Source organism: Cryobacterium sp. HLT2-28 (assembly GCF_004402495.1).
Lineage (GTDB): Bacteria > Actinomycetota > Actinomycetes > Actinomycetales > Microbacteriaceae > Cryobacterium > Cryobacterium mannosilyticum.
Genome location: NZ_SOFH01000025.1, coordinates 1 through 21,414, shown reverse-complemented (window position 1 = coordinate 21,414; position 21,414 = coordinate 1). Strand labels below are relative to the sequence as shown.

Here is a 21,414-nt window from a genome sequence, read left to right as displayed (position 1 = left end):
CGGCAACCCTCTCCATCTCGTCTCAACGAACTACGGAACACATGCAGACTGCTGAAATTCGCGGGCGCTGGCTCGACTTCTTCGCCGATCGCGGGCACACCGTTGTCCCCTCCGCCTCGCTCGTCAGCGACGACCCCACACTGCTCTTCACGGTTGCCGGCATGGTGCCGTTCGTGCCGTACCTGACCGGTCTCGTGCCTGCTCCGTACCCGCGGGCGACCAGCGTGCAGAAGTGCATCCGCACCAACGACATCGAAGAGGTCGGCAAGACGCCGCGGCACGGCACGTTCTTCCAGATGAACGGGAACTTCTCCTTCGGGGATTACTTCAAGGAACAGGCGATCGGCTACGCCTGGGAGCTGCTGACGACGTCGGAAGCCGACGGCGGCTACGGTTTCGCGGAGAAGGACCTCTGGGTCACCGTCTACGAAGACGACGATGAGGCCTTCCGCTACTGGAGGGCTCTCGGCCTGCCGGAGGGGCGCATCCAGCGCCTCGGCATGGACACGAACTACTGGTCCACCGGCCAGCCCGGCCCGGCCGGTCCCTGCTCGGAGATCTTCTTCGACCGCGGCCCGGCCTACGGCATCGACGGCGGCCCGGCCACCGACGACGACCGGTATGTCGAAATCTGGAACCTCGTCTTCATGCAGTACCTCCGCGGCGAGGGCACCGGCAAGAACGACTTCGTCATCCTCGGCGACCTGCCCAAGAAGAACATCGACACCGGCATGGGCCTCGAACGCGTCGCATTCCTCAAGCAGGGCGTCGAAAACATGTACGAGATCGACCAGGTCCGCCCGGTCCTCGACCGCGCCGCCGAGCTCTCCGGCCGCCGCTACGGCGCCTCCCACGACGACGACGTGCGGATGCGGATCGTCGCCGACCACGTGCGCTCCTCCCTGATGCTGATGAGCGACGGCGTCATGCCGTCTAACGAAGGCCGCGGCTACATCCTGCGCCGGCTGATGCGTCGCAGCGTGCGGGCGATGCGCCTCCTCGGCGTCGACACGGCATCCTTCACCGAGCTGTTCCCGGCGTCCCGCGACGCGATGGCGAGCGCCTACCCGGAGGTCAAGGCCGACTTCTCCCGGATCAGCCAGGCCGCCTACGCCGAGGAGGAGACCTTCCTCCGCACGCTGGCCAGCGGCAGCAGCGTGCTCGACCTGGCCGTCGCGAAGACGAAACAGGCCAACAAGAGCGTCCTCCCCGGCCAGACCGCCTTCCTCCTGCACGACACCTACGGGTTCCCGATCGAGATCACCCTGGAGATGGCCGAGGAGGCCGGGCTGAGCGTCAACCGCGACGCTTTCGACACGCTGATGAGCAAGCAGCGGGCGATGGCCAAGGCCGACGCGAAGGCGAAGAAGACGCACCTCGCAGACCTCTCCGTCTACAGTGCCTTCCGCGCCGAGGGAGAGACCACCTTCACCGGCTACGAGACGCTGCAGACCGAGTCCACCGTGCTCGGCATCATCGTCGACGGCGTCTCCGTCACCAGCGCCGTGGCCGGCGAAATCGCCGAGGTGATCCTCGCCGAGACCGCGCTCTACGCCGAATCCGGCGGCCAGGAGGCCGACGCCGGACTCATCGTCGGCACCGGCTACGAGCTCGAGGTCATCGATGTGCAGAAGCCCGTCAAGGGGCTGATCAGCCACAAGGTTCAGGTCACCAGCGGCGAGGTCGGCGTCGGCGACCAGGCCACCAGCGTGGTCGACCCCGACTGGCGCCGCGGCGCCCGCCAGGCGCACTCCGGCACCCACGTGCTGCACGCCGCCCTCCGCCAGGTGCTCGGCCCGAACGCCCACCAGTCCGGTTCGTACAACAAGGCCGGCTTCTTCCGCCTCGACTTCTCCTGGAACCAGGCGCTGTCCCCGGCGACCCGCAGCGAGATCGAGGAGATCTCCAACAACGCGATCCGCGACAACCTGCCCGTCACCACCCGGGAGTTGCCGCTGGCCGAGGCCAAGGCGCTCGGCGCCATGGCACTCTTCAGCGAGAAGTACGGCGACCGCGTGCGCGTCGTCGACATCGGCGGACCCTGGTCGCGGGAGCTCTGCGCCGGAACCCACGTCTCCACGAGCGCCGAGATCGGCATGATCAGCCTGGTCAGCGAGGCATCCGTCGGCTCCACCAACCGGCGGGTCGAGTCGCTCGTCGGCCTCGAGGCGTTCCGGGACCTCGCCGCCGAGCGTTCCATCGTGTCCCTGCTCACCTCGAGCCTGAAGACGCCGAAGGAACAGCTGCCCGAGCGCATCAACGACCTGGTCCTGAACCTCAAGGCCGCCGAGAAGAAGATCGCCGCGTTCGAGGCGCGCGCGCTCACCGACAAGGTGCCCGCGCTGGTGGCCACCGCCGCCCGTGCCGGCTCCGCCATGGTCGTGGCGGAAAGCCTCGGCACCCTGGGCTCCGCCGACGACCTGCGGATGCTCGTCACGGCCACCAGGGAACGCCTCGGCAGCGAGCCGGCTGTCGTCGCCCTCGCCGCGGTGGTCGCCGACAAGCCGGTCGTCATCGTCGCCACCAACCAGGCGGCCAGGGATGCCGGGCACCGTGCGGGAGCCCTCGCCAAGCAGGTCGCCGGGATCCTCGGCGGCGGCGGCGGCGGAAAAGACGACCTCGCCCAGGGTGGCGGCACGAAGGTCGCGGCCATCCCGGCGGCCCTCGCCGCCGTTCGCACCACCGTCGCGGGCTGACCGGTGCGACACGGCGTGCGGGTCGGGGTTGACGTCGGCACCGCCCGGATCGGCCTGGCCAGGAGCGACCCGCACGGCATGCTCGCGACGCCGGTCGAAACCGTCAGCCGCGACCACTCCGGCGCCACCGACGTGGGTCGGATCGTGGCCGTGGTCGCCGAACTGGACGCCATCGAAGTGGTGGTCGGCCTGCCCCTGGCACTCTCCGGCAACCGGACGGCATCCACCAACGACGCCGTCGGGTTCGCCGAGACGCTCGCGCGCAGCCTGCCCGTGCCGGTGCGGCTGGTCGACGAGCGTCTCTCCACCGTCGCCGCGCAGTCCGTGCTCCGGGCGGCCGGGCGGAAGGCGAAGACCCAGCGCCCAGTGGTCGACCAGGTTGCCGCGACTATAATTCTGCAGCACGCCCTGGACACCGAACGTGCCCTCGGAAAGCCACCCGGCTCGCCCGTAGCTCCGACCGAAGGGCCGTAACCGTGTCGAATCTTCCCCCTGAGCCCGTTGATCCGCCGGGCGTCCCAGACTCCGTCGACTGGGACGCGTTCCTCGGCGGGCGGGCACCGGGTGAAGACGCCCCGGAGGCCGCCCCGGTCGCCGCCGCCCCAGTGGCGCCGCTCCCCTCCCGGCGCACCGTCCGCGGTTCGCACATCGGCGGCACGCGATCCGGCCGGCGCACGCAGCTCGCCCCGCCGCGGGAGAAACCCAGCCGAAAGGGTGCCTGGGGCTGCCTGATCGTGCTCCTGGTCCTGGTCGGCCTCGCCGCCGGCGCGGTGGCGTTCCTGCAAGGGCCGATCGCCCAGCTGGTCGCCAGCGTGCAGGGGCCGGCCGACTACACCGGCACCGGCGAGAAGAAGGTCGTCTTCATGATCCACGACGGCGAGACCGGGCAGGACATCGCCCAGGCCCTGACCGACCAGGACGTGGTCAAGAGCTTCGACGCGTTCTACGACCTGCTGCTCAAGGAATCTCCGGCCCCGGTGTTCCAGCCCGGCGCCTACCAGCTCTCCGCGAAGATGAGCGCCCGGGCGGCGCTGGACGCCCTGGTCGACCCGGCCAACAAACTCAAGCAGACCGTGGTGGTGCCGGAGGGCACCGCGGCCGTCGACGTGCTCCAGCTGATCAGCGAGGGCACCAGCCTGCCGCTCGCCGATCTCACGGCCGCCGCGGCCGACCTGGCCTCCTTCGGGCTGCCGGCCGAGGCGACGTCCCTCGAAGGCTTCCTGTTCCCGGCCACCTACACCTTCCCGCCCGGGGTGTCGGCGCGCGACGCCGTGAATACCCTCGTGGACCGGCAGTTCACGGCCCTGGACGACGCCGGGGTCGCCCCGGCCGACCGGTGGCGCACCGTGGTGCTCGCCTCGCTCATCCAGCGGGAAGCCGGCCTCGCCCCCGACTTCTACAAGGTCTCCCGGGTCTTCCTCAACCGGCTCGACCCGGCCCAGTGGGAGAGCGGGCTCCTCCAGTCCGACGCCACCGTGGCCTACGGCACCGGCAAGACCGACCTCGTGACGACGACGGATGCCGAGCGCGCCGACGCAGGCAACGGATACAACACCTACGTGCACCCCGGGCTCCCCGTCGGGCCGATCTCCAACCCGGGCGACCTCGCCATCGACGCGGCGCTGCACCCGGCGGACGGCAGCTGGCTGTTCTTCGTCACCTGGAACCTCGACACCGGGGAGACGATCTTCTCCACCACCGCGGACGAGCACGAGGCCGCCGTGGTGAAATGGCAGGCCTGGATGAAGGAGCACCCCGAATATGGTTGATTCCACCGCGTTCACCGGAAATCCCGCAGGCAACCGGCTCGCCGTGCTCGGCTCGCCGATCGCCCACTCGCTCTCACCCGCCCTGCACCGGGCCGCCTACGCGGCGCTCGGCCTCGACTGGCGCTACGACGCCATCGACGTCCCGGCAGGCAGCCTGGGCGAGTTCCTCGCCGGTCTCGACTCCGACTGGCGCGGCCTGTCGCTGACCATGCCGTTGAAGCACGAGGTGCTCGGCCACCTGGCCGGCCTGGACCGGGTCGCGACCGTGACCGGCTCGGCGAACACGGTGCTCGTCCAACTGGCCGACGGCCGGCGCACCCTGCACGGCTTCAACACCGACGTCACCGGCATGGTCAGGGCCCTGGCCGAAGGCGGGCTGCGCCGCGCGAGCCACGTGACCGTTCTCGGCGCCGGTGCGACCGCGGCGTCCGCGGTCGTCGCCGCCGCCGAGCTGGGCGCCGAAACGGTCGAGGTGCTCGCGCGCACCCCGGCCAGGGCTGCCCCGCTGGTGGAACTGGGCCGCAGCGTCGGGGTCGTCGTGACCGTCGCCTCCTGGGCCGGCACGTCCGAGCCCGGCCGCGCCGGCGACCTCGTGATCAGCACCCTGCCCGGCGGCGTCACCCCGCGGGACGACTTCCCGGCCAGCCTGCGCAGGCAGGCCCTGCTCTTCGACGTGAGCTACTCGCCGTGGCCGAGCGCCCTGGCGTCCTCCTGGCTCGAGGAGGGCGGCACCGTGATCTCCGGACTGGAGCTGCTGCTGCACCAGGCCCTCATGCAGGTGCGCATCTTCGTGAGCGGCGATCCGTTCGAACCGTTGCCCGGCGAGGACGCGGTGCTCGCCGCGATGCGCGGCGCGCTGACCCGACAGCCTGTGGAAGAATAAGCGCATGCTTCGTTGGCTCACCGCCGGAGAGTCCCACGGCCCCGAACTCATCGCCATTGTCGAGGGTTTGCCCGCTGGAATCCCGGTCTCTCTTGATGCGATCCGCCTCGATCTTGCGCGCCGCAAACTCGGCTACGGCCGAGGCGCCCGGATGTCTTTCGAACAGGACGAACTGAACGTCTCCGGGGGAGTGCGGCACGGTTTCACCCTCGGCGGGCCGGTCGCCCTGCGGATCGGCAACACCGAATGGCCCAAATGGGTCGACGTGATGAGCCCCGAACCGGTGGACGCCTCGGCAACCACCCGCGGCCGTGGCGCCCCGCTCACCCGCCCCCGCCCCGGCCACGCCGACCTGGCCGGCATGCAGAAATACGGCTTCGACGAGGCCCGCCCGGTGCTCGAGCGCGCCAGCGCCCGGGAGACCGCGGCCCGGGTCGCCCTCGGCGCGATCGCGCGGTCCTTCCTCGCCGAACTCGGCATCACCCTGGTCAGCCACACCCTCGCGATCGGTCCGGTCCGTGTCCCGGAGGGCTCACCGCTGCCGACCGCGGCCGATGTCGACCTGCTCGACGCCGACCCGCTGCGCTGCTTCGACGCCGCCACCTCGGCCCTCATGGTCGCCGAGGTCGACCTCGCGCACAAGGAGGGCGACACCCTGGGCGGTGTCGTCGAGGTGCTCGCCTACAACCTTCCTCCCGGGCTCGGGTCGTTCGTGCACTGGGACCGTCGCCTCGACTCGCAGCTCGCGGCCGCGCTGATGGGGATCCAGGCGATCAAGGGGGTCGAGGTCGGCGACGGCTTCCTCACCACGACCCGCCGCGGCTCCGACGCGCACGACGAACTGGTCCAGGCTGACGGGGCCATCCAGCGCGTCAGCGACAAGGCCGGCGGCACGGAAGGCGGCATGAGCACCGGAACCGTGCTGCGGGTGCGGGCCGGCATGAAGCCGATCGCCACGATCCCGCGCGCTCTCCGCACCGTCGACGTCGCCACCAGCGAGGCGGCACCGGCGCACCACCAGCGCTCGGATGTCTGCGCCGTGCCGGCCGCCGGAGTGGTCGCCGAGGCCATGGTCGCCCTCGTCCTCGCCAACTCGGTGCTCGAGAAGTTCGGCGGCGACGCCCTCGAGGAGACCCGGCGCAACCTGGAGTCCTACCTGGCGCACATTCCCGCGAACCTCAAAACGGGCGCGTCGAGCGACGCCTCGCTGTGAGCCGTCGGCGCTCGACGACCCGGTCAGGGTCGGGGCGGAGAGCGTGACGGAGCATCCGTTGCTGCCCCTGGTGCTGATCGGGCCGATGGCCTCCGGCAAGTCGAAGGTCGGTCGCCGGGTCGCGAAAGCCCTCGACCTGCCGTTCATCGACACCGACACCCGGATCGTCGCCGCTCACGGTCCGATCCGGGAGATCTTCGAGACGCAGGGCGAGGAGCGTTTCCGCGCGCTCGAACGCCAGGCCGTCGCCGACGCCGTCGCCGAGGACGCTGTGGTGTCCCTGGGCGGGGGGGCCGTGCTCGACCCTGCCAGCCAGGCCGCCCTCGCCCGGTGCACCGTGATCTACCTGAGCGTCTCCGCGAATGCCGTCCGGGCCCGCATCGGCGGCGGGAAACGACCGCTGCTGAAGGACGGCCTCGCCGACTGGAAACGCATCTACGCCGAACGCCGGCCCCTCTACGAAGCGCTGGCGAACGTGCGCTTCGACACCTCACATCGACCGCTTGACGTCATCGCCAGAGACGTCGTGAAATGGGTAAGAAAGAGATCGTGACCGCAACAACTGAGCCGAAATCCACCGTACCGACCGCCGAGACCACGGCGACGACCGTGATCCGGGTGGGCGGCACCGAACCGTACCCGGTCATCGTGGGCCGCGGCCTCGTCGGCGACATCAGCGAACAGCTCGGCGACAAGGTCGCCAAGGTGCTGATCGTGCACACCTCCACCCTCGGCGCGAGGGCAGTGGCCCTCCGCGAGAGCCTGCTGGGCCGCTACGAGGTGCTGATCGCCGAGGTGCCCGACGCCGAGGCCGCGAAACGGGTCGAGGTTGCCGCGTTCTGCTGGCAGGTGATGGGTCAGGCCGATTTCAGCCGCACGGATGCCGTGATCGGCTTCGGCGGCGGCGCCGTCACCGACCTGGCCGGCTTCGTCGCCGCCACCTGGTTGCGCGGGGTGCGCCTCGTGCAGATCCCGACCAGCGTGCTCGGCATGGTCGACGCCGCCGTCGGCGGCAAGAACGGCATCAACACCGCCGAAGGCAAGAACCTGGTCGGCACCTTCTACGCGCCGGCCGCGGTGATCTGCGACCTCGACGTGCTCGACGACCTCCCGCGCAACGAGATCCTCGCCGGTTTCGCCGAGATCGTGAAGGCCGGCTTCATCCAGGTTCCCGAGATCCTCGATATCGTCGAAGCGGATGTGGCCGTGGTGACCGACCCGACCACACCCCAGTTCCGGCGGGTGCTCGAGCTCGCGATCGAGATGAAGGCGCGCGTCGTCGGCGAGGACTTCAAGGAGGCCGGACTCAGGGAGATCCTGAACTACGGGCACACGCTCGGCCACGCCGTCGAGCATGCGGAGCGCTACGGCTGGCGCCACGGCGCCGCCGTCGCCGTCGGGATGATGTTCGCGGCCGAGCTGGCCCGGCTGAGCGGACGGCTCTCGGACGAGGCCGTCGACCGGCACCGCCGCATCCTCGAGTCCCTGACCCTGCCGACGAGCTACCCGGTCGGCCGCTGGAACACCCTCCTGGCCACCATGCAGCGGGACAAGAAGACCCGCAGCGGAATGCTGCGGTTCATCGTGCTCGACGATATCGGCAAGCCGACCGTGCTCGAAGGACCGGACGCTTCGCTCCTGTTCGCCGCCTACCAGGAGATTGGTTCCTGACTGGCGGCTGTTGTGCAGGCTGTGCAAGCATCCGGTCTCGTGTGTCTAGAATGACAAACGACCGGCGGATGGACCTCGGTCGCCCCTGACCCAGCCGATCGGAGGTTCGCGTGACGAGTCCGTGGACCGTTGACCCGACCGGCGAGCTCGGCCCCGAGCTGTTCATGAAGCTGGAACAGGCACACGAGGCCGCGCTCACCGACCGGATCGTGCGCTCCGGAGTGCGCCGGCTGGTGCAGGAATCCTGGGACCGGTCGCTCACCCTCCGCCTCGACCCGTCGAAGCCGGCGCCGGAGCGCGAGCTCAGCGCCGAGGAGCTCCGGGAGCTGCGCGACCGGCATCCGCTCGCCGCCGTTCTGCCCGTGGTGCACAACCTGCTGATCCGGCACGCCTTCGCCTCCGGCCTGATCGTGGCCATCGGCGACGAACTCGGCCGCCTGCTCTGGATCGACGGCGACCGCGTCGTTCGGCGGAAGGCCGAGGGAATGCTGTTCGTGGAGGGGTCCGACTGGTCGGAGCGCCGGGTGGGCACCAGCGCGCCCGGCACGGCGCTGGCCCTGGACCACGGCATCCAGATCCAGCGCGGCGAGCACTTCAGCCAGCTCGCGCATCCGTGGAGCTGCACCGCGGTCCCGATCCACGACCCGGACACGGGAGCGATCCTCGGCGTCATCGACATCACCGGCGGCGCGGAGGCGGTGGCACCGCAGACCCTCCCGCTGGTGGAGGCCGCCGTGGCCGCGATGGAGGCCGAGCTGCGGATCCAGCGGCTCACCCGCCCAGCGGGCCTGCCCCGGATGACCAGGCCCCACGCCGCCGCCGTGTCCGCACCGGCGCCCACGCCGCCGACGGTGCCGCTCCGCACGCTGCCCGCGCGCCTGGACGTGCTCGGCCGCGATCACGGACGGCTCGAAAACGGGACGACCTCCGCCGTGATCAGCCCGCGGCACGCCGAGATCCTCACCCTGCTCGCCTGGCACCGCGACGGCCTGTCCGCCGACCGTCTCTCGCTGCTGCTTACCGACCAGTCGAACTCCGTCGACAACCTCCGCGCCGAGATGGTGCGGTTGCGCCGGGTGCTCGAACAGGCGACCCCGCGGATCGGTATCGCCTCTCGGCCCTACCGCCTGGAGTCGGCCATCGACCTCGACGCCCTCCGCGTGCTCGCCCTGCTCGAACGAGGGGCGCACCGGGTGGCGCTCGGGGCGTACCGGGGGCCGGTGCTGCCGAGTTCGACGGCGCCCGGCGTCCAGGAGATCCGTGCCGAGGTCAGCGCACGGCTGCGGGAGGCCATGCTCAGCGACGCCTCGGCCGAGTTGCTGCTCGAGTATGCGCGCACCGACGAGGCCACCTACGACAGCGAGGTGTGGCGCGCGTGCCTCGAACTGCTGCCCGCACGCTCGCCCAAGCGGGCATCCGTCGTGGCCAGGCTGAAGCGGATCGAGGCGGACCTCGACCTCGCGGGCGCCGCGGAGGATGCCCGCAACCTGCCGCAACGGTGAAGCAACCTTCCCTTTCCTAGGCTCGACGCCAGGTCCGCAGCACGCGGCACCCACCGACAATGTCGTCGACGAGGAGAGAACATGACCGTCTATTCCCAGCCCGGAACCCCCGGCTCGCTAGTCACCTTCAAGCCCCGGTATGAGAACTGGATCAACGGCGGCTGGGTCAAGCCCGTGAAGGGCCAGTACTTCGAGGACATCTCCCCGGTCGACGGGAAACCGTTCGCCGAGGTTGCCCGCGGAACGGCCGAAGACATCGAACTGGCCCTCGACGCCGCGCACCGGGCCGCACCCGCCTGGGGCAAGACCACCGCCACCGAGCGCGCGGCGGTGCTCAACAGGATCGCCGACGTCATCGACGCCAACCTCGAACTGCTCGCCGTCGCCGAGACCTGGGACAACGGCAAGCCGATCCGGGAGCCGCTCAACGCCGACCTGCCGCTCGCGAGCGACCACTTCCGCTACTTCGCCGCCGCGATCCGGTCCCAGGACGGCGACCACGCCGAGCTCGACAACGACACCGTCTCCTACCAGTTCCACGAACCGCTCGGCGTTGTCGGCCAGATCATCCCCTGGAACTTCCCCATTCTGATGGCCGTCTGGAAGCTCGCCCCGGCCCTCGCCGCGGGCAACGCGATCGTGATGAAGCCCGCCGAGCAGACGCCGGTGTCGATCATGGTGCTGATCGAGCTGATCGGTGACATCCTGCCGCCCGGCGTTCTCAACATCGTCAACGGATTCGGCCTGGAGGCCGGTAAGCCGCTCGCCTCGTCGCCGCGCATCCGCAAGATCGCGTTCACCGGGGAGACCACCACCGGCCGCCTGATCCTCCAGTACGCCAGCGCCAACATCATCCCCGCCACCGTCGAGCTCGGCGGCAAGAGCGCCAACATCTTCTTCAGCGACGTCGCCCAGGAGCAGGACAGCTTCTACGACAAGGCGCAGGAGGGCTTCGTGCTCTTCGCCTTCAACCAGGGCGAGGTGTGCACCGCACCGAGCCGGGCCCTGCTGCAGAAGCCGATCTACGAGAGCTTCCTCGCGACCGCCGTTGAGCGCACCCGCAAGGCGATCCAGGGCAACCCGCTCGACACCGCCACCCAGGTCGGCGCGCAGGCCAGCAATGACCAGCTCGAGAAGATCCTCTCCTATATCGACATCGGCAAGCAGGAGGGCGCCCGGCTGGCCCTCGGCGGCGAGCGGGTCGACCTCGGCGGCGACCTCAGCGGCGGCTACTACGTGCAGCCGACCATCTTCGAAGGCAACAACAAGATGCGCATCTTCCAGGAGGAGATCTTCGGCCCGGTGCTCGCCGTGACGAGCTTCAGCGACTACGAGGATGCCATCTCGATCGCCAACGACAACCTTTACGGGCTCGGCGCCGGCGTCTGGTCGCGCAACGGCAACGTGGCCTACCGGGCCGGACGGGACATCCACGCCGGCCGCGTCTGGATCAACAACTACCACCACTACCCGGCCGGTGCCGCGTTCGGCGGGTACAAGAGCTCCGGGATCGGCCGGGAGAACAACAAGCTCGCGCTCGGGCACTACCAGCAGACCAAGAACCTGCTCGTGTCCTACTCCGAGAAGCCGCTCGGCTTCTTCTAACCAGGGCGGATCGCCGGGGGAGCGGCCGCCGCCGAATCAGCGGATGCCCTCTCCCGGTTCGAACCCAGCCACGCGTCACACGGAGGAGAACCAGACCATGTCCGAACCCGCATCCACGGCCACCGTCGTCGGCACCATCACGGTGCCGGGGGAGCACCTGCCCCGGGTCGAACTCAGCGGCACGGCCGTCTCCACCCTGAGGGAGCTGTGGGACGAATTCGGGCCCCTGATGTTCCACCAGTCCGGCGGCTGCTGCGACGGCAGCTCGCCGATGTGCTTCCCGGCCGGGGAGTTCATCACCTCCGACCGCGACGTGCTCCTCGGCCGCCTCGACATCGCCCCGGCCGGGGCCGAACCCCGGTCGATCGAATTCTGGATCTCCGCCGAGCAGTTCGAATACTGGAGCCACACCTTCCTCACCGTCGACGTCGTCCCCGGTCGGGGGAGCGGGTTCTCGGTCGAGGCGCCGCGCGGGGTGCGGTTCCTGATCCGGTCACGCCTGATGGACTCCTTCGCCTGACTCGCCGGCCCGACTCGCTTGCCTGACTCGTCCGCCTGACCGGTTCGCCCGGTCCTCCTCCACAGGACCCGCGGCGGGGCCGACCCTGTGCACAGCCGCACCGCCGGCGCACGCCGGGGGCATCCTGATCGGCATGACACTCTCCCTCCGCATCGAAGACTCCGCCCCCGTGACGACCAGCGACGAGGCCAGGGAACGCGTGCGCGACCTGGTCGGGCACGCGATCCGGCCCCAGCTCTGGTTCATGCTGCTCGACCGTCACGGCCGCCAGCTGCCCCTGCTGATCCCGGTGGACGGCATCCCGCTGCGCCCGGAGCCCGGCAGCGCGACCGTGCTGGCGGCCGGGCTGAACGCCCTGCTCGGCGAACTCGCCCCCGGCGGCAGCGTCATCCTGACCCTGGAACGGCCCGGTTCAGCGGCCCTGACCGCTCCCGATCAGGCCTGGGCCGGTGAACTCGCCGCAGCATTCGGCACGGTCGTCCCGATCACGGGAATGTTCGTGGCGCACGACGACGGCGTCTGCGACCTGACGGCCTGAGCGGGTCGCCGCACCCCTCGACTACTCTGGGGAGGTGAATGAGACCCTGCCCCCGTGCCCTGAATGCTCGAGCGAACTCAGCTATGAGATGGGTGCCCTGCTGGTCTGCCCTCTCTGCGCGCACGAATGGGCCGCCGAGCCCGGCGACGAGGCCGAACCGGCCGGAGAGGCCGTGATCACGGATGCGTTCGGCACCGTCCTGGCCGACGGCGACACCGTCACGGTGATCAAGGACCTCAAGGTCAAGGGCAGCTCCAGCGTGATCAAGGTCGGCACCAAGGTTCGCGGCATCCGCCTGGTCGACGGCGTCGGCGACCACGACATCGACTGCAAGGTGGATGGCGTCGGCCCGATGCAGCTCAAGTCCAGCCTGGTGAAGAAGGTCTGACCGGCCAGGCTGCTTCAGCGAATCCTGACCGCCCGCAGGGTGGCTTGTCTGTCCTGCTGTCGACTGACCATCTCGGTGATCCAAATGGGCGCGAACGGTGAGGTGCAACCCGGGGGAGTGGGGTAGTCCTTGAGCACCTCGAGGCGCTCACCGATGTCGATGGCACGAGCGCGGTACTCGGCGTGCTCGATCCCGATCTGGGCCAGGCACTGGTTCATCGCCCATTGCAGGCGATCAGGGGCATCCCGCAGCTCAGCCTCGATGGTGTCGAGCAGGCCGGAGAGATCGAGGTCGTCGGCTGCTTTCACGATACGTTCGGAGGTCAGCGCCCAGCCGGCACTCGCGACCACCGGGTCGGGGTCGGCGAACCAGACCCGGCGAAGCTCGTCGGCGTGCGAGTTCTTCTTCACGACGTAGTTCACGAACCAGTCCTGCACCTTGGGCGTTCTCGCCTGCCGCAACATGGCGTCCAGTTCGTCGCGCTCGAACGTTCCCGGACGACAGACCAGCAGAGAGAGAAGTCGCGCCGCGGTGTCCTCCGTCGCCCACAGTTCGCCGGCAAGCTTCGGTTGGGTCTTCAACCGTCTAGCGAGCACGCGAAGCCTACTGAGGTTCACGCCGTGGTCGTCGCCATGTCTGGCGTTCACCTCGCGGGATCTGGGGTCCTCGAGAGCAGCCAATTCGGCCAACACCTCGGTCAACGTCGTTCCGGTTGCCGTCGTCTGGGCCATCCCAGCCTCCTGCCATTACGCGTGGGATTCAGCCTACGATGAAGATCCGGCCGCTGGCAGGTCGATCCAGGCCGACGCCGCCGTGCTGTCAACACGTGGTCTCGGTCGCCGGACTTATTCCTCCCCGTTGTTGCGGGATCCGTGGTCGTCTACTATCGTACAATCAAATGGTTGTATCAGAGCTTTCCGGTCAGGATGTGAACCGTATCTTCCGCGCCCTCGCGGACTCGACGCGGCGCGACATCCTGCGCCGCACACTCGTCATGGACGTCTCGGTGTCTCAATTGGCCGACTCCTACCTGATGTCCTTCGCGGCCGTCCAGAAACACGTCGCCGTTCTGGAGGAGGCAAGGCTCGTGACCAAGGAAGCACGCGGCCGCGAGCGGATGGTGCGGGGAAACCTTGAGCGCATCCGCCAGGCGCAGCGCCTGCTCGATCGCTTCGAGGAGGTCTGGCGTGCGCGCATCGACCGTCTCGACATCCTTCTGGCTGAAGGCGATCCCGCTCCACCTGACACCTGACACCTGAGACCTGACACCTGAGACCTGAGACCTGACACCTGACACCTGACACCTGACACCTGACACCTGACCGAAAGGAAGATCATGCCCGTCACCTCCGTCGAGAAGGACCTCGACCAGCTCACCATCACGATCGTCGCCGACTTCACGGCCCCGCTCCGTCGGCTCTGGGATGCGTACACCGATCCGCGCCAGCTGGAGAGGTTCTGGGGACCACCGACCTATCCGGCGACGTTTCTTCGGCACGACGCCGTGGCAGGCGGACGCAGCGTGTACGTGATGACCGGCCCCGAGGGAGACGCGCACTACGGCTGCTGGGAGTGGACGTCGGCCGACGCTCCCCGCGCGTTCGAAGTGCTCGACAGCTTCGCCGACGCAGCCGGCCAGCCCGACCTCGGCCTCCCGACCACGCGGATGGACTTCGCTTTCGAAGAGACGAACGGCGGGAGTCGTCTGAAGACGACGTCGCACTTCGACTCTCTCGAACACATGCAGCAACTCCTGGAGATGGGCATGCTGGAGGGCACCCGCCAGGCAATGGCCCAGATCGACACGGTGCTGGCCGATCTGGCCTCTTCCGCCACCGAGCGTAAGGCGGAGGCGCAGGTCCTCAGCGACACCCAGGTGCGGGTGGCACGTGTCATCCGCGGCACCGTCGACCAGGTCTGGCGTGCGCATACCGATGCCGCACTCATGAAGAAATGGCTGCTCGGGCCCGACGGATGGTCGATGCCCGTCTGTGAGGTCGCGACCGCGGTCGGCGACACGTACCGCTACGAGTGGCAGCGGGATGGCGGCGACGAACGATTCGGTTTCACCGGCGAACTGCTCGAGTCTGAAGAGCCGTACCGGGCGGTCACAACCGAGGCGATGATCGGAATGGACTTCCCGGCAACGCTCAACGAGCTGACCCTCACCGCTGTCGAGGGTGGAACCCTGCTCTCACTCGTGATCACGTATGCGAACGCCGAGCAGCGCGACGCGGTCCTGGCGACCGGCATGACCGACGGCATGGAGACAAGTTACCAGCGTCTGGAGGGGATGTTGCAGCCGACTCTGGCCTAGTCAGGAAGGCGGTCGCCGCCGAACGACGGCGGCGACCGCACCGATTTCGACGAGCGCTCAGGGCACGCCGAGTCCGCGCCATCCGTGACGTGCGCGCTGGCCCGCGGGTCTCGAGCCGCCCCCTAGGCTGGGTGGATGAGCAGAGTCCTCGTCCTGAACGGTCCGAACCTGGGGCGCCTCGGCAGCCGCGAACCCGACGTCTACGGTTCGGCGAACCTCGAGCAACTGCGCACCATGCTCACGGAGGCGGCCCCGGAGGGGGTCACGGTCGACGTGCGCCAGACCGACGACGAGGCCGAGCTGATCCACTGGCTCTACGAGGCCGTCGACGAGCGCATCCCCGTCATCCTGAACCCGGCCGCGTTCACCCACTACAGCTACGCCCTGCGGGATGCCGCGGCTCTCGTCACCAAGGCGGGCGTCACCCTGGTCGAGGTGCACCTCTCCAACCCGCACGCGCGGGAAACCTTCCGTCACACCAGCGTGGTCAGCGCCGTGGCGACCGGCGTGATCGCCGGTTTCGGCTTCGACTCCTACCGGCTCGCCCTGGACTTCATCACCCGCTCCCTCTGACGCCGGCCGTCGGCCACTGACCGGGCCGGACGCTCCCTTTGGCGCGCGACCCCGGGGCCAACTACACTCGTCTGAGGCCTTTCGGCCGCGCACCTTCCTAATTGAACCAATTGAACGGAACACCCTTCCATGGCATCAACCGCCGATATCCGCAATGGCGTCGTCCTCAACATCGATGGCCAGCTGTGGGCAGTCACCGATTTCCAGCACGTCAAGCCGGGCAAGGGCGGTGCGTTCGTTCGCACCAAACTGAAGAACGTCGTCACCGGCAAGACCGTCGACCGCACCTTCAACGCCGGCGCCAAGATCGAGACCGAGAACGTCGACCGCCAGGACTTCCAGTACCTGTACGCGGACGGCGATTCGTATGTCTTCATGGACGTCTCCGACTTCGACCAGCTGCACGTTCCGGCCGTCGTCGTCGGCGACGCCGTGAACTTCATGCTCGAGAACCAGAACGTGACCATCGCCCTGCACAACGGCAACCCGCTCTATGTCGAGCTGCCGGCATCCGTTGTGCTCGAGATCACCTACACCGAGCCTGGCCTCCAGGGCGACCGTTCCACCGGCGGCACCAAGCCGGCCACCGTGGAAACCGGCTTCCAGATCCAGGTGCCGTTGTTCCTCGAGCAGGGCACCCGCGTCAAGGTCGACACTCGCACCGGTGACTACCTGGGCCGCGTCAACTAGTGAGCGCACGGACCAAGGCGCGCAAGCGCGCCCTCGACATCCTCTACGCCGCCGATGTGCGCCAGACGACCATCCCGGAGTCGCTCGCGATCGAAGCCGAGCGGGCCGCCAACGAGCCCGCCCGGATGGCCTCCTGGTTGTACGCGCGCGACATCGTCGACGGGGTCGTCGAGCACCGCGAGGAGATCGACGAACTGATCGAGACCTACTCGCAGGGCTGGTCCCTGGCCCGGATGCCCACCGTCGACCGCGCGATCCTGCGCATCGGCATCTGGGAGATCCTCTTCAACGATGCCGTGCCGCACGCGGTCGCCATCGACGAAGCGGTCGAGTCGGCGAAGATCCTCTCAACGGATGACTCAGCCGGCTTCGTCAACGGACTGCTCGGCCGGATCGCCCAGACCGCTCCATCCGCGTAGTATTCCAGCAAGGGTATGCGAGCAGGGGGACCACGATGACCATCGAGCCGACGGAACCGCAGCCGGGTAACCAGTTCCCGCAGGGCTACGGCCAGCCGCCGCAGGGCTACGGCCAGCCGCCGTACATCCCGTTTCCGCCGGCGCCGAAGACCAACACCCTGGCGATCGTGTCGCTCGTGTCGTCGTTCTTCGTCTCCCTCGTCGCGGTCATCACCGGCCACATCGCCCTCGGGCAGATCAAGCAGCGGGGCGAAGCCGGGCGAGGGCTGGCCGTCGCCGGCCTGATCATCGGCTACGTCGGCATCGCCGCCACGGCGTTGTTCGTGGTGCTCGCAATCGCCTTCGCTGCCGCCTTCGGCGCCATCATCGCTGCCGTCGCCGGTGGAGCGGCAGCGCCCTACCCGTTCGGCTCCGATACCTCCACCGAAGCCCCGTCCGAGCCGGACTCCCTCACCGGCCGGCTGGGGGCCGCGGACTTCGACGCAGGCTACCTCGCTGTCGGCACCGGCCCGATGACCGTCGACGTCTACTTCGACCCGATGTGCCCGTACTGCAAGCAGTTCGAGGACGCCAACGGGGCTCAGCTGCGGGCCGCTGTCGACAGCGATGCCATCACCCTGCGGTTGCACGCGTTGACCTTCCTCGACCCGGCATCGAACGGGACCGACTACTCCTCACGGGCCTCCGCCGCCCTCACCTGCCAGGCCACCCTGCGCCCGGAGGCCACCCTCGCCTACCTGGCCGCCCTGTACTCGAACCAGCCGGCCGAGAACACGCCCGGCCTCACCGACGACGAGCTGGTGTCGTTGCAGGGTGCCGACCCGGGCTTCGCGGATTGTGTGGCGAGCGGACGCTACCTGACCTGGTCGCAGGACAACACGAAGACGGCCCTGAACGGGCCGATCCCCGGTGCGGAGATCGACTCGATCCAGGGCACCCCGACCGTGCTCGTGGACGGTGCGCAGTACCAGGGACCGATCGACGATCCCCAGGCCTTCGCCGACTTCCTCGCCGGCCGGCTGTGATCCGGCTCATGGTGGTTGTCGTCGTCGCAGCTGACCCCCGGGACTAGGCATGGACATCCGTGACGCGGTCCCCACGGACTGGCCGTCGATCTACCCGATCTTCGCCGCGGTCGTCGCCACCGGGCAGAGCTACGCCTACCCGCCCGGCCTGTCCTCCGATGCCGCCAGGCTGCTCTGGCTGGGCCAGGAACGCACCGTCGTCGCGGAGATCGACGGCAGGATCGTCGGCACGGCGATCATGGGACCGAACCGGCCGGGGCGCGGATCCCACATCGCCACCGCGAGCTTCATGGTGGCCCCGGACGCCCAGGGGCAGGGTGTCGGCCGCGCCCTGGGAATCCACATGGTCGACTGGGCGATGACCCGCGGCTATCGAGGCATCCAGTTCAACGCCGTGGTCGAAACGAACGAACCCGCGGTGCGGTTGTGGCGCTCGCTCGGCTTCGACGTCATCGGCACTGTTCCCGGTGCATTCGAGCACCCGGAGCAGGGATTCGTCGGGCTCCACATCATGTTCAGGAGCCTGACTGATGGGGAACCGGCGGTGCCGGACGGCGTGTCCGCCGAGTTGCAGTAACCCGACCCGGCGGACCACCGTTCTGGTGCCGCTTCGCGTGTTAGTCGTCGCGGTGGTCGTCGTGCCGGCTGGACACGCCGGAGGCGATGTATACCGTGCGGTTCGCCGCCGGCTGGATGAGCACCGTCGGGTCCGCGCATTCCTCCGGCACCGCGATGGTGTCGCGGGTTCGCCCGTCGCCCGCCGGGCTCAGGCCGAAGGGATCGGTGGAGTCACCGACGGCGCCGCCGCAGACGAGGGTGGCGATGACGGATGCGACGGGGTTGACTCCGGTGCCGCGCGGCGGCGGAATCACGAGACCACGAATGTCGACGGTGATCCGCCCATCCGCACGCACGCGTGCCGTGCTCCGGTCGTTCACCCAGGGCGCAGTCCCAGGGTTGATGCCGGCGATGACCGGGCTCGCCGGAGCCGGCTGGCTTCCCAGAAGGTGGACACGCACGACGGAATGGCCGTCGTGGCTGTGGCCGCCGCCGTCGGCGAAGGCCGGTGCGACCGAGAAAGCGGTGAAGGCAAGAGCGGTGGCGGTGGCCGCGGTGAGTAGCCGGCCGGTTCGAGTGAGGTGCACAATCGTCTCCTTTGTCGCTTGCACTGAGCAGGCCCGGATCCGAAGCCCGCTACTGTTACCAACGACGTAGAGGCGCTGTCGGTTCATCCCGTCCGGTGTCAGGGCGTGACGACCACCTTGCCGAGGACGCGACCCTCGCCGACGCAGGCGAGCGCCGCCGCTACCCCATCGAGTGAGAAGACGCGATCGATGTGGATGCGCAGATCGCCATCGACACAGCGCTCTGCAACGGGTTCGAAGTATGCCGGCCCCTGCCTCGCGATGAGGAGTCCCAGGCTGCGCCCGCTGAACAGGCCGAGCAGAGCGCCGACCGTCACAACGCGCAGCAACGTGCGCACGTTGCCGCCGACGAAGAGGTAGCGGCCGCCTCTGGCCACTGCGCGCCGGTAGGCGAACACCGAACGGTGTGCCACGAGATCGAGCACGAGGTCGAACGGCTCGAGCCGGCTGAAGTCCGTGCTGTGGAAGTCCACTGTGGCGTCGGCGCCGAGCCCGCGCAGGTAGTCGAGCTTGCCCGCGTTGTCGACGCCGGTCACATGTGCTCCGGCACGCGCGGCGAGCTGGACTGCGAACGAGCCTGCCCCACCACCTGCCCCGTTGACCAGCACGCGTTGGCCCTGCCGAGCGTCGGCCGTTCCCTGAAGCGCGATCGAGCCTGCCTGCGGAAGTGTCGACGCCTCGGCGAACGTCAGCCCCGCCGGCTTCTGCGCGAGCGCCGATTCGGGCGCCACCGCGAATTCGGCGAATCCCCCTTTGAGGCCCAGATTGTCGCCGTACACCTCGTCGCCCACGCGCAGCCGCGTGACGCCTGGCCCGACGGCAGCGACAACGCCGGCGATATCGGAGCCGAGCACCCGCCGGGCCGGGGAACGCAGCCCGCCGATTCGCGCGTACATCGGCGTGCCCCGTAGCCCCTCCCAGTCCGTGAGATTGACGGATGTCGCGGCCACCTTGACCAGCACCTGGTTCGCACCCGGCGCCGGAACCGGAATGTCCTCGACCCTCAGCACCTCGGGCGGACCGTACCGGTCGAAGACGACGGCCCGCATGCGACCAGGAACGGCTGAACCAGAGGATGCGGACATGCGGGTCAGTGTACGCGGGGTCAGGCGCCGCCGATCCGGTCGACATCCGTGTCGGTGACGGCGCGCAACCGGGCGCGGTCAGGTGGCAGCGGGCGACTCCCGCCGGAGGCATCCGCCCAGGCGCTGAATGGGAGGTCGGCCACTGTTCGCGAAGGGGATATGGCTCTACAATCACCGAGCGGGTTCGGTGCCTGGTGGGTGGCTGCTTCGCGAAAGGTGGAAACGAGATGGAGATCCCCAGCAGTGCTCCGGGAGCGAGCGAGCGAGCACCGCGGTTGCCCCCGCGATGGTTCGTCGTGCTGGCCTGGAGGGTGCACAGGACCCTTTATCGGGTCACCGGTGGGCGTCTGGGGCTGTGGCCGGCTCGGGCCCAGCGGTGGGGCACGCTGCGATTGACCACCGTCGGACGCCGCAGCGGTCAGGAGCGGTCGGTGATCCTCGGCTACTACGTGGATGGTGCGAGTTTGGTGACCTTGGCGATGAACGGCTGGGGCGAAGCAGAGCCCGCATGGTGGCTGAACCTCCAGACGCACCCGACGGCTCGGGTGCAGCTCGCCGACGGGACGCGCGAGGTCGTCGCCCACGCCGCGACAGGAGCGGAACGGACGCGGCTGTGGGAGCGGTGGCGGGTCCTGGACAAGGACCTCGACGGGTACGCCAGCCGCCGCCCGTCTGAGACGGCCGTGGTGGTCTTCGAACCGGTGAGGTGACCGGTTCCGGTGCCGCCGGTGCCCGAGCCGGCACCGTCCCGGTGGTCGAGCCGCCCAGCGGTCGAGCTTGTCCAGACCTGGTCCCGGGACTCGGCGGTCGAACGAACCGGGTGGTCGAGCGTGTCGTGACCACGGAGACCGGGAGCCGGGTCAGGGGTGGGCGGCTGTGGCGGTGCGGGCGCGGTTCTGGTTGGCGGGGTGCCAGTTCTGTTTCGGGTCGTACCAGGGTGGGGCTTTGATCTGGGGGGAGCCGCGGACCATGCGGATTTTCCAGCCGTCGCGGTCGATGTAGTGGTGGTGGAACNTCGATGTAGTGGTGGTGGAACCAGCAGAGCATGACGCCGTTGTCGATGTCGGTGAGGCCGCCGGCCCACCAGGGGATGACGTGGTGGAGTTCGGCCCAGTGGGGTGGGGAGGTGCAGCCGGGGATGATGCAGCCGCCGTCGCGGGCGGCGATGGCGCGGCGTTGCGCGCGGTTGAAGAAGCGTTCGTTCAGGCCGAGGCGGAGCACTTCCTGGTTGGGGCCGAAGAGCACGGTTTGGGAGCCGCCGGCGCAGAGGCGTTGCTTCACGGTGGTGAGGTTGATCGGGGCGGGGACTCCGTCGATCCAGCCGACGCCGGTGCCGGCCTGCAGGTCGGCGGCGTTCACGTGCACAAGCACGGTC

Annotated in this window: 24 protein-coding genes and 1 pseudogene; 20 read left to right on the top strand and 5 right to left on the bottom strand. The window is 69.1% G+C overall.

Going from position 1 to position 21,414, the window contains the following annotated elements; all coding sequences use genetic code 11:
- Window positions 1-41 precede the first annotated feature (41 nt).
- From alaS to E3O48_RS14105, 12 genes are all read left to right on the top strand, one after another.
- Window positions 42-2,696, top strand: coding sequence for an alanine--tRNA ligase (gene alaS / locus E3O48_RS14160; protein ID WP_134539750.1), 2,655 nt, complete (start codon window positions 42-44; stop codon window positions 2,694-2,696).
- Window positions 2,697-2,699: 3 nt separating this feature from the next.
- The gene (gene ruvX / locus E3O48_RS14155; protein ID WP_174774810.1) at window positions 2,700-3,170 is read left to right on the top strand and encodes a Holliday junction resolvase RuvX; all 471 of its coding nucleotides are present in this window, start codon (window positions 2,700-2,702) and stop codon (window positions 3,168-3,170) included.
- A gap of 2 nt (window positions 3,171-3,172) precedes the next feature.
- The gene (mltG, locus tag E3O48_RS14150; RefSeq protein ID WP_134539748.1) at window positions 3,173-4,465 is read left to right on the top strand and encodes an endolytic transglycosylase MltG; all 1,293 of its coding nucleotides are present in this window, start codon (window positions 3,173-3,175) and stop codon (window positions 4,463-4,465) included.
- Window positions 4,458-5,348 (top strand): shikimate dehydrogenase, encoded by an 891-nt coding sequence (locus tag E3O48_RS14145; RefSeq protein ID WP_134539746.1) that lies wholly within the window; start codon window positions 4,458-4,460, stop codon window positions 5,346-5,348. Before mltG ends, E3O48_RS14145 begins: the two co-directional genes overlap by 8 nt.
- A 4-nt stretch (window positions 5,349-5,352) precedes the next feature.
- Window positions 5,353-6,561, top strand: a complete 1,209-nt coding sequence (aroC, locus tag E3O48_RS14140; protein ID WP_134539745.1) for a chorismate synthase — start codon at window positions 5,353-5,355, stop codon at window positions 6,559-6,561.
- Between the two features lie 43 nt (window positions 6,562-6,604).
- Window positions 6,605-7,114, top strand: a complete 510-nt coding sequence (locus E3O48_RS14135) for a shikimate kinase (protein ID WP_370250091.1) — start codon at window positions 6,605-6,607, stop codon at window positions 7,112-7,114.
- Entirely contained in the window at window positions 7,093-8,232 is a 1,140-nt protein-coding gene (aroB, locus tag E3O48_RS14130) for a 3-dehydroquinate synthase (protein WP_134539743.1), read from the top strand. The genes E3O48_RS14135 and aroB overlap by 22 nt, the downstream gene beginning before the upstream one ends.
- A 110-nt stretch (window positions 8,233-8,342) precedes the next feature.
- Window positions 8,343-9,734, top strand: a complete 1,392-nt coding sequence (locus E3O48_RS14125; RefSeq protein ID WP_134539741.1) for a transcriptional regulator — start codon at window positions 8,343-8,345, stop codon at window positions 9,732-9,734.
- A gap of 81 nt (window positions 9,735-9,815) precedes the next feature.
- Window positions 9,816-11,339 carry an aldehyde dehydrogenase family protein gene (locus E3O48_RS14120; RefSeq protein ID WP_134539739.1) on the top strand — a complete coding sequence of 508 codons (1,524 nt, stop codon included), beginning with the start codon at window positions 9,816-9,818 and terminating at the stop codon, window positions 11,337-11,339.
- A gap of 97 nt (window positions 11,340-11,436) precedes the next feature.
- Window positions 11,437-11,859, top strand: coding sequence for a DUF779 domain-containing protein (locus E3O48_RS14115; RefSeq protein WP_134539737.1), 423 nt, complete (start codon window positions 11,437-11,439; stop codon window positions 11,857-11,859).
- A gap of 133 nt (window positions 11,860-11,992) precedes the next feature.
- The gene (locus E3O48_RS14110) at window positions 11,993-12,397 is read left to right on the top strand and encodes a hypothetical protein (RefSeq protein WP_134539735.1); all 405 of its coding nucleotides are present in this window, start codon (window positions 11,993-11,995) and stop codon (window positions 12,395-12,397) included.
- A gap of 34 nt (window positions 12,398-12,431) precedes the next feature.
- Entirely contained in the window at window positions 12,432-12,785 is a 354-nt protein-coding gene (locus E3O48_RS14105; RefSeq protein WP_134539733.1) for a zinc ribbon domain-containing protein YjdM, read from the top strand.
- Window positions 12,786-12,799: 14 nt separating this feature from the next.
- On the opposite strand, the gene E3O48_RS14100 is transcribed toward E3O48_RS14105, so the two are convergent.
- Entirely contained in the window at window positions 12,800-13,516 is a 717-nt protein-coding gene (locus E3O48_RS14100) for a DNA alkylation repair protein (RefSeq protein ID WP_134509232.1), read from the bottom strand.
- A 167-nt stretch (window positions 13,517-13,683) separates the two neighbouring features.
- Between E3O48_RS14100 and E3O48_RS14095 the strand changes: the two genes are divergently transcribed.
- From E3O48_RS14095 to E3O48_RS14065, 7 genes are all read left to right on the top strand, one after another.
- A complete protein-coding gene (locus tag E3O48_RS14095) occupies window positions 13,684-14,037 on the top strand; it encodes a helix-turn-helix transcriptional regulator (RefSeq protein WP_134539731.1) in 354 nt (117 codons plus the stop codon).
- An 84-nt stretch (window positions 14,038-14,121) separates the two neighbouring features.
- Window positions 14,122-15,102, top strand: a complete 981-nt coding sequence (locus E3O48_RS14090) for an SRPBCC family protein (RefSeq protein ID WP_134539729.1) — start codon at window positions 14,122-14,124, stop codon at window positions 15,100-15,102.
- A 135-nt stretch (window positions 15,103-15,237) separates the two neighbouring features.
- Window positions 15,238-15,675 carry a type II 3-dehydroquinate dehydratase gene (locus tag E3O48_RS14085; RefSeq protein WP_134539727.1) on the top strand — a complete coding sequence of 146 codons (438 nt, stop codon included), beginning with the start codon at window positions 15,238-15,240 and terminating at the stop codon, window positions 15,673-15,675.
- A gap of 129 nt (window positions 15,676-15,804) precedes the next feature.
- Entirely contained in the window at window positions 15,805-16,365 is a 561-nt protein-coding gene (efp, locus tag E3O48_RS14080; RefSeq protein WP_104100509.1) for an elongation factor P, read from the top strand.
- Window positions 16,365-16,784: a transcription antitermination factor NusB gene (gene nusB / locus E3O48_RS14075; RefSeq protein ID WP_134539725.1), complete on the top strand. Its 420-nt coding sequence runs from the start codon at window positions 16,365-16,367 to the stop codon at window positions 16,782-16,784. Before efp ends, nusB begins: the two co-directional genes overlap by 1 nt.
- A gap of 35 nt (window positions 16,785-16,819) precedes the next feature.
- A complete protein-coding gene (locus tag E3O48_RS14070; RefSeq protein ID WP_134539723.1) occupies window positions 16,820-17,809 on the top strand; it encodes a thioredoxin domain-containing protein in 990 nt (329 codons plus the stop codon).
- A 49-nt stretch (window positions 17,810-17,858) separates the two neighbouring features.
- The gene (locus tag E3O48_RS14065; protein WP_134539717.1) at window positions 17,859-18,386 is read left to right on the top strand and encodes a GNAT family N-acetyltransferase; all 528 of its coding nucleotides are present in this window, start codon (window positions 17,859-17,861) and stop codon (window positions 18,384-18,386) included.
- A gap of 40 nt (window positions 18,387-18,426) precedes the next feature.
- Here E3O48_RS14065 and E3O48_RS14060 read toward each other — a convergent pair whose 3' ends face one another.
- The 3 genes from E3O48_RS14060 to E3O48_RS18200 form a co-directional block, all read right to left on the bottom strand.
- Window positions 18,427-18,954 (bottom strand): hypothetical protein, encoded by a 528-nt coding sequence (locus E3O48_RS14060; protein ID WP_134509218.1) that lies wholly within the window; start codon window positions 18,952-18,954, stop codon window positions 18,427-18,429.
- Window positions 18,955-19,052: 98 nt separating this feature from the next.
- Window positions 19,053-20,039 carry an NAD(P)-dependent alcohol dehydrogenase gene (locus E3O48_RS14055; protein ID WP_241982550.1) on the bottom strand — a complete coding sequence of 329 codons (987 nt, stop codon included), beginning with the start codon at window positions 20,037-20,039 and terminating at the stop codon, window positions 19,053-19,055.
- A gap of 20 nt (window positions 20,040-20,059) precedes the next feature.
- Window positions 20,060-20,182 carry a hypothetical protein gene (locus E3O48_RS18200; RefSeq protein ID WP_255453763.1) on the bottom strand — a complete coding sequence of 41 codons (123 nt, stop codon included), beginning with the start codon at window positions 20,180-20,182 and terminating at the stop codon, window positions 20,060-20,062.
- Between the two features lie 84 nt (window positions 20,183-20,266).
- Between E3O48_RS18200 and E3O48_RS14050 the strand changes: the two genes are divergently transcribed.
- Window positions 20,267-20,749, top strand: coding sequence for a nitroreductase/quinone reductase family protein (locus tag E3O48_RS14050; RefSeq protein WP_134509216.1), 483 nt, complete (start codon window positions 20,267-20,269; stop codon window positions 20,747-20,749).
- A 370-nt stretch (window positions 20,750-21,119) separates the two neighbouring features.
- On the opposite strand, the pseudogene E3O48_RS18385 reads toward E3O48_RS14050, so the two are convergent.
- Window positions 21,120-21,260 (bottom strand): annotated as a pseudogene (locus tag E3O48_RS18385) (hypothetical protein); the annotation flags it as partial.
- Window positions 21,261-21,414: the final 154 nt, after the last annotated feature.

Coding starts and splice junctions, on each gene's coding strand:
- alaS (WP_134539750.1), top strand. CDS start 42: ATGCAGACTGCTGAAATTCGCGGGCGCTGGCTCGACTTCTTCGCCGAT.
- E3O48_RS14145 (WP_134539746.1), top strand. CDS start 4,458: ATGGTTGATTCCACCGCGTTCACCGGAAATCCCGCAGGCAACCGGCTC.
- aroC (WP_134539745.1), top strand. CDS start 5,353: ATGCTTCGTTGGCTCACCGCCGGAGAGTCCCACGGCCCCGAACTCATC.
- aroB (WP_134539743.1), top strand. CDS start 7,093: ATGGGTAAGAAAGAGATCGTGACCGCAACAACTGAGCCGAAATCCACC.
- E3O48_RS14120 (WP_134539739.1), top strand. CDS start 9,816: ATGACCGTCTATTCCCAGCCCGGAACCCCCGGCTCGCTAGTCACCTTC.
- E3O48_RS14115 (WP_134539737.1), top strand. CDS start 11,437: ATGTCCGAACCCGCATCCACGGCCACCGTCGTCGGCACCATCACGGTG.
- E3O48_RS14110 (WP_134539735.1), top strand. CDS start 11,993: ATGACACTCTCCCTCCGCATCGAAGACTCCGCCCCCGTGACGACCAGC.
- E3O48_RS14100 (WP_134509232.1), bottom strand. CDS start 13,516: ATGGCCCAGACGACGGCAACCGGAACGACGTTGACCGAGGTGTTGGCC.
- E3O48_RS14095 (WP_134539731.1), top strand. CDS start 13,684: ATGGTTGTATCAGAGCTTTCCGGTCAGGATGTGAACCGTATCTTCCGC.
- E3O48_RS14090 (WP_134539729.1), top strand. CDS start 14,122: ATGCCCGTCACCTCCGTCGAGAAGGACCTCGACCAGCTCACCATCACG.
- E3O48_RS14085 (WP_134539727.1), top strand. CDS start 15,238: ATGAGCAGAGTCCTCGTCCTGAACGGTCCGAACCTGGGGCGCCTCGGC.
- efp (WP_104100509.1), top strand. CDS start 15,805: ATGGCATCAACCGCCGATATCCGCAATGGCGTCGTCCTCAACATCGAT.
- E3O48_RS14070 (WP_134539723.1), top strand. CDS start 16,820: ATGACCATCGAGCCGACGGAACCGCAGCCGGGTAACCAGTTCCCGCAG.
- E3O48_RS14065 (WP_134539717.1), top strand. CDS start 17,859: ATGGACATCCGTGACGCGGTCCCCACGGACTGGCCGTCGATCTACCCG.
- E3O48_RS14055 (WP_241982550.1), bottom strand. CDS start 20,039: ATGTCCGCATCCTCTGGTTCAGCCGTTCCTGGTCGCATGCGGGCCGTC.
- E3O48_RS14050 (WP_134509216.1), top strand. CDS start 20,267: ATGGAGATCCCCAGCAGTGCTCCGGGAGCGAGCGAGCGAGCACCGCGG.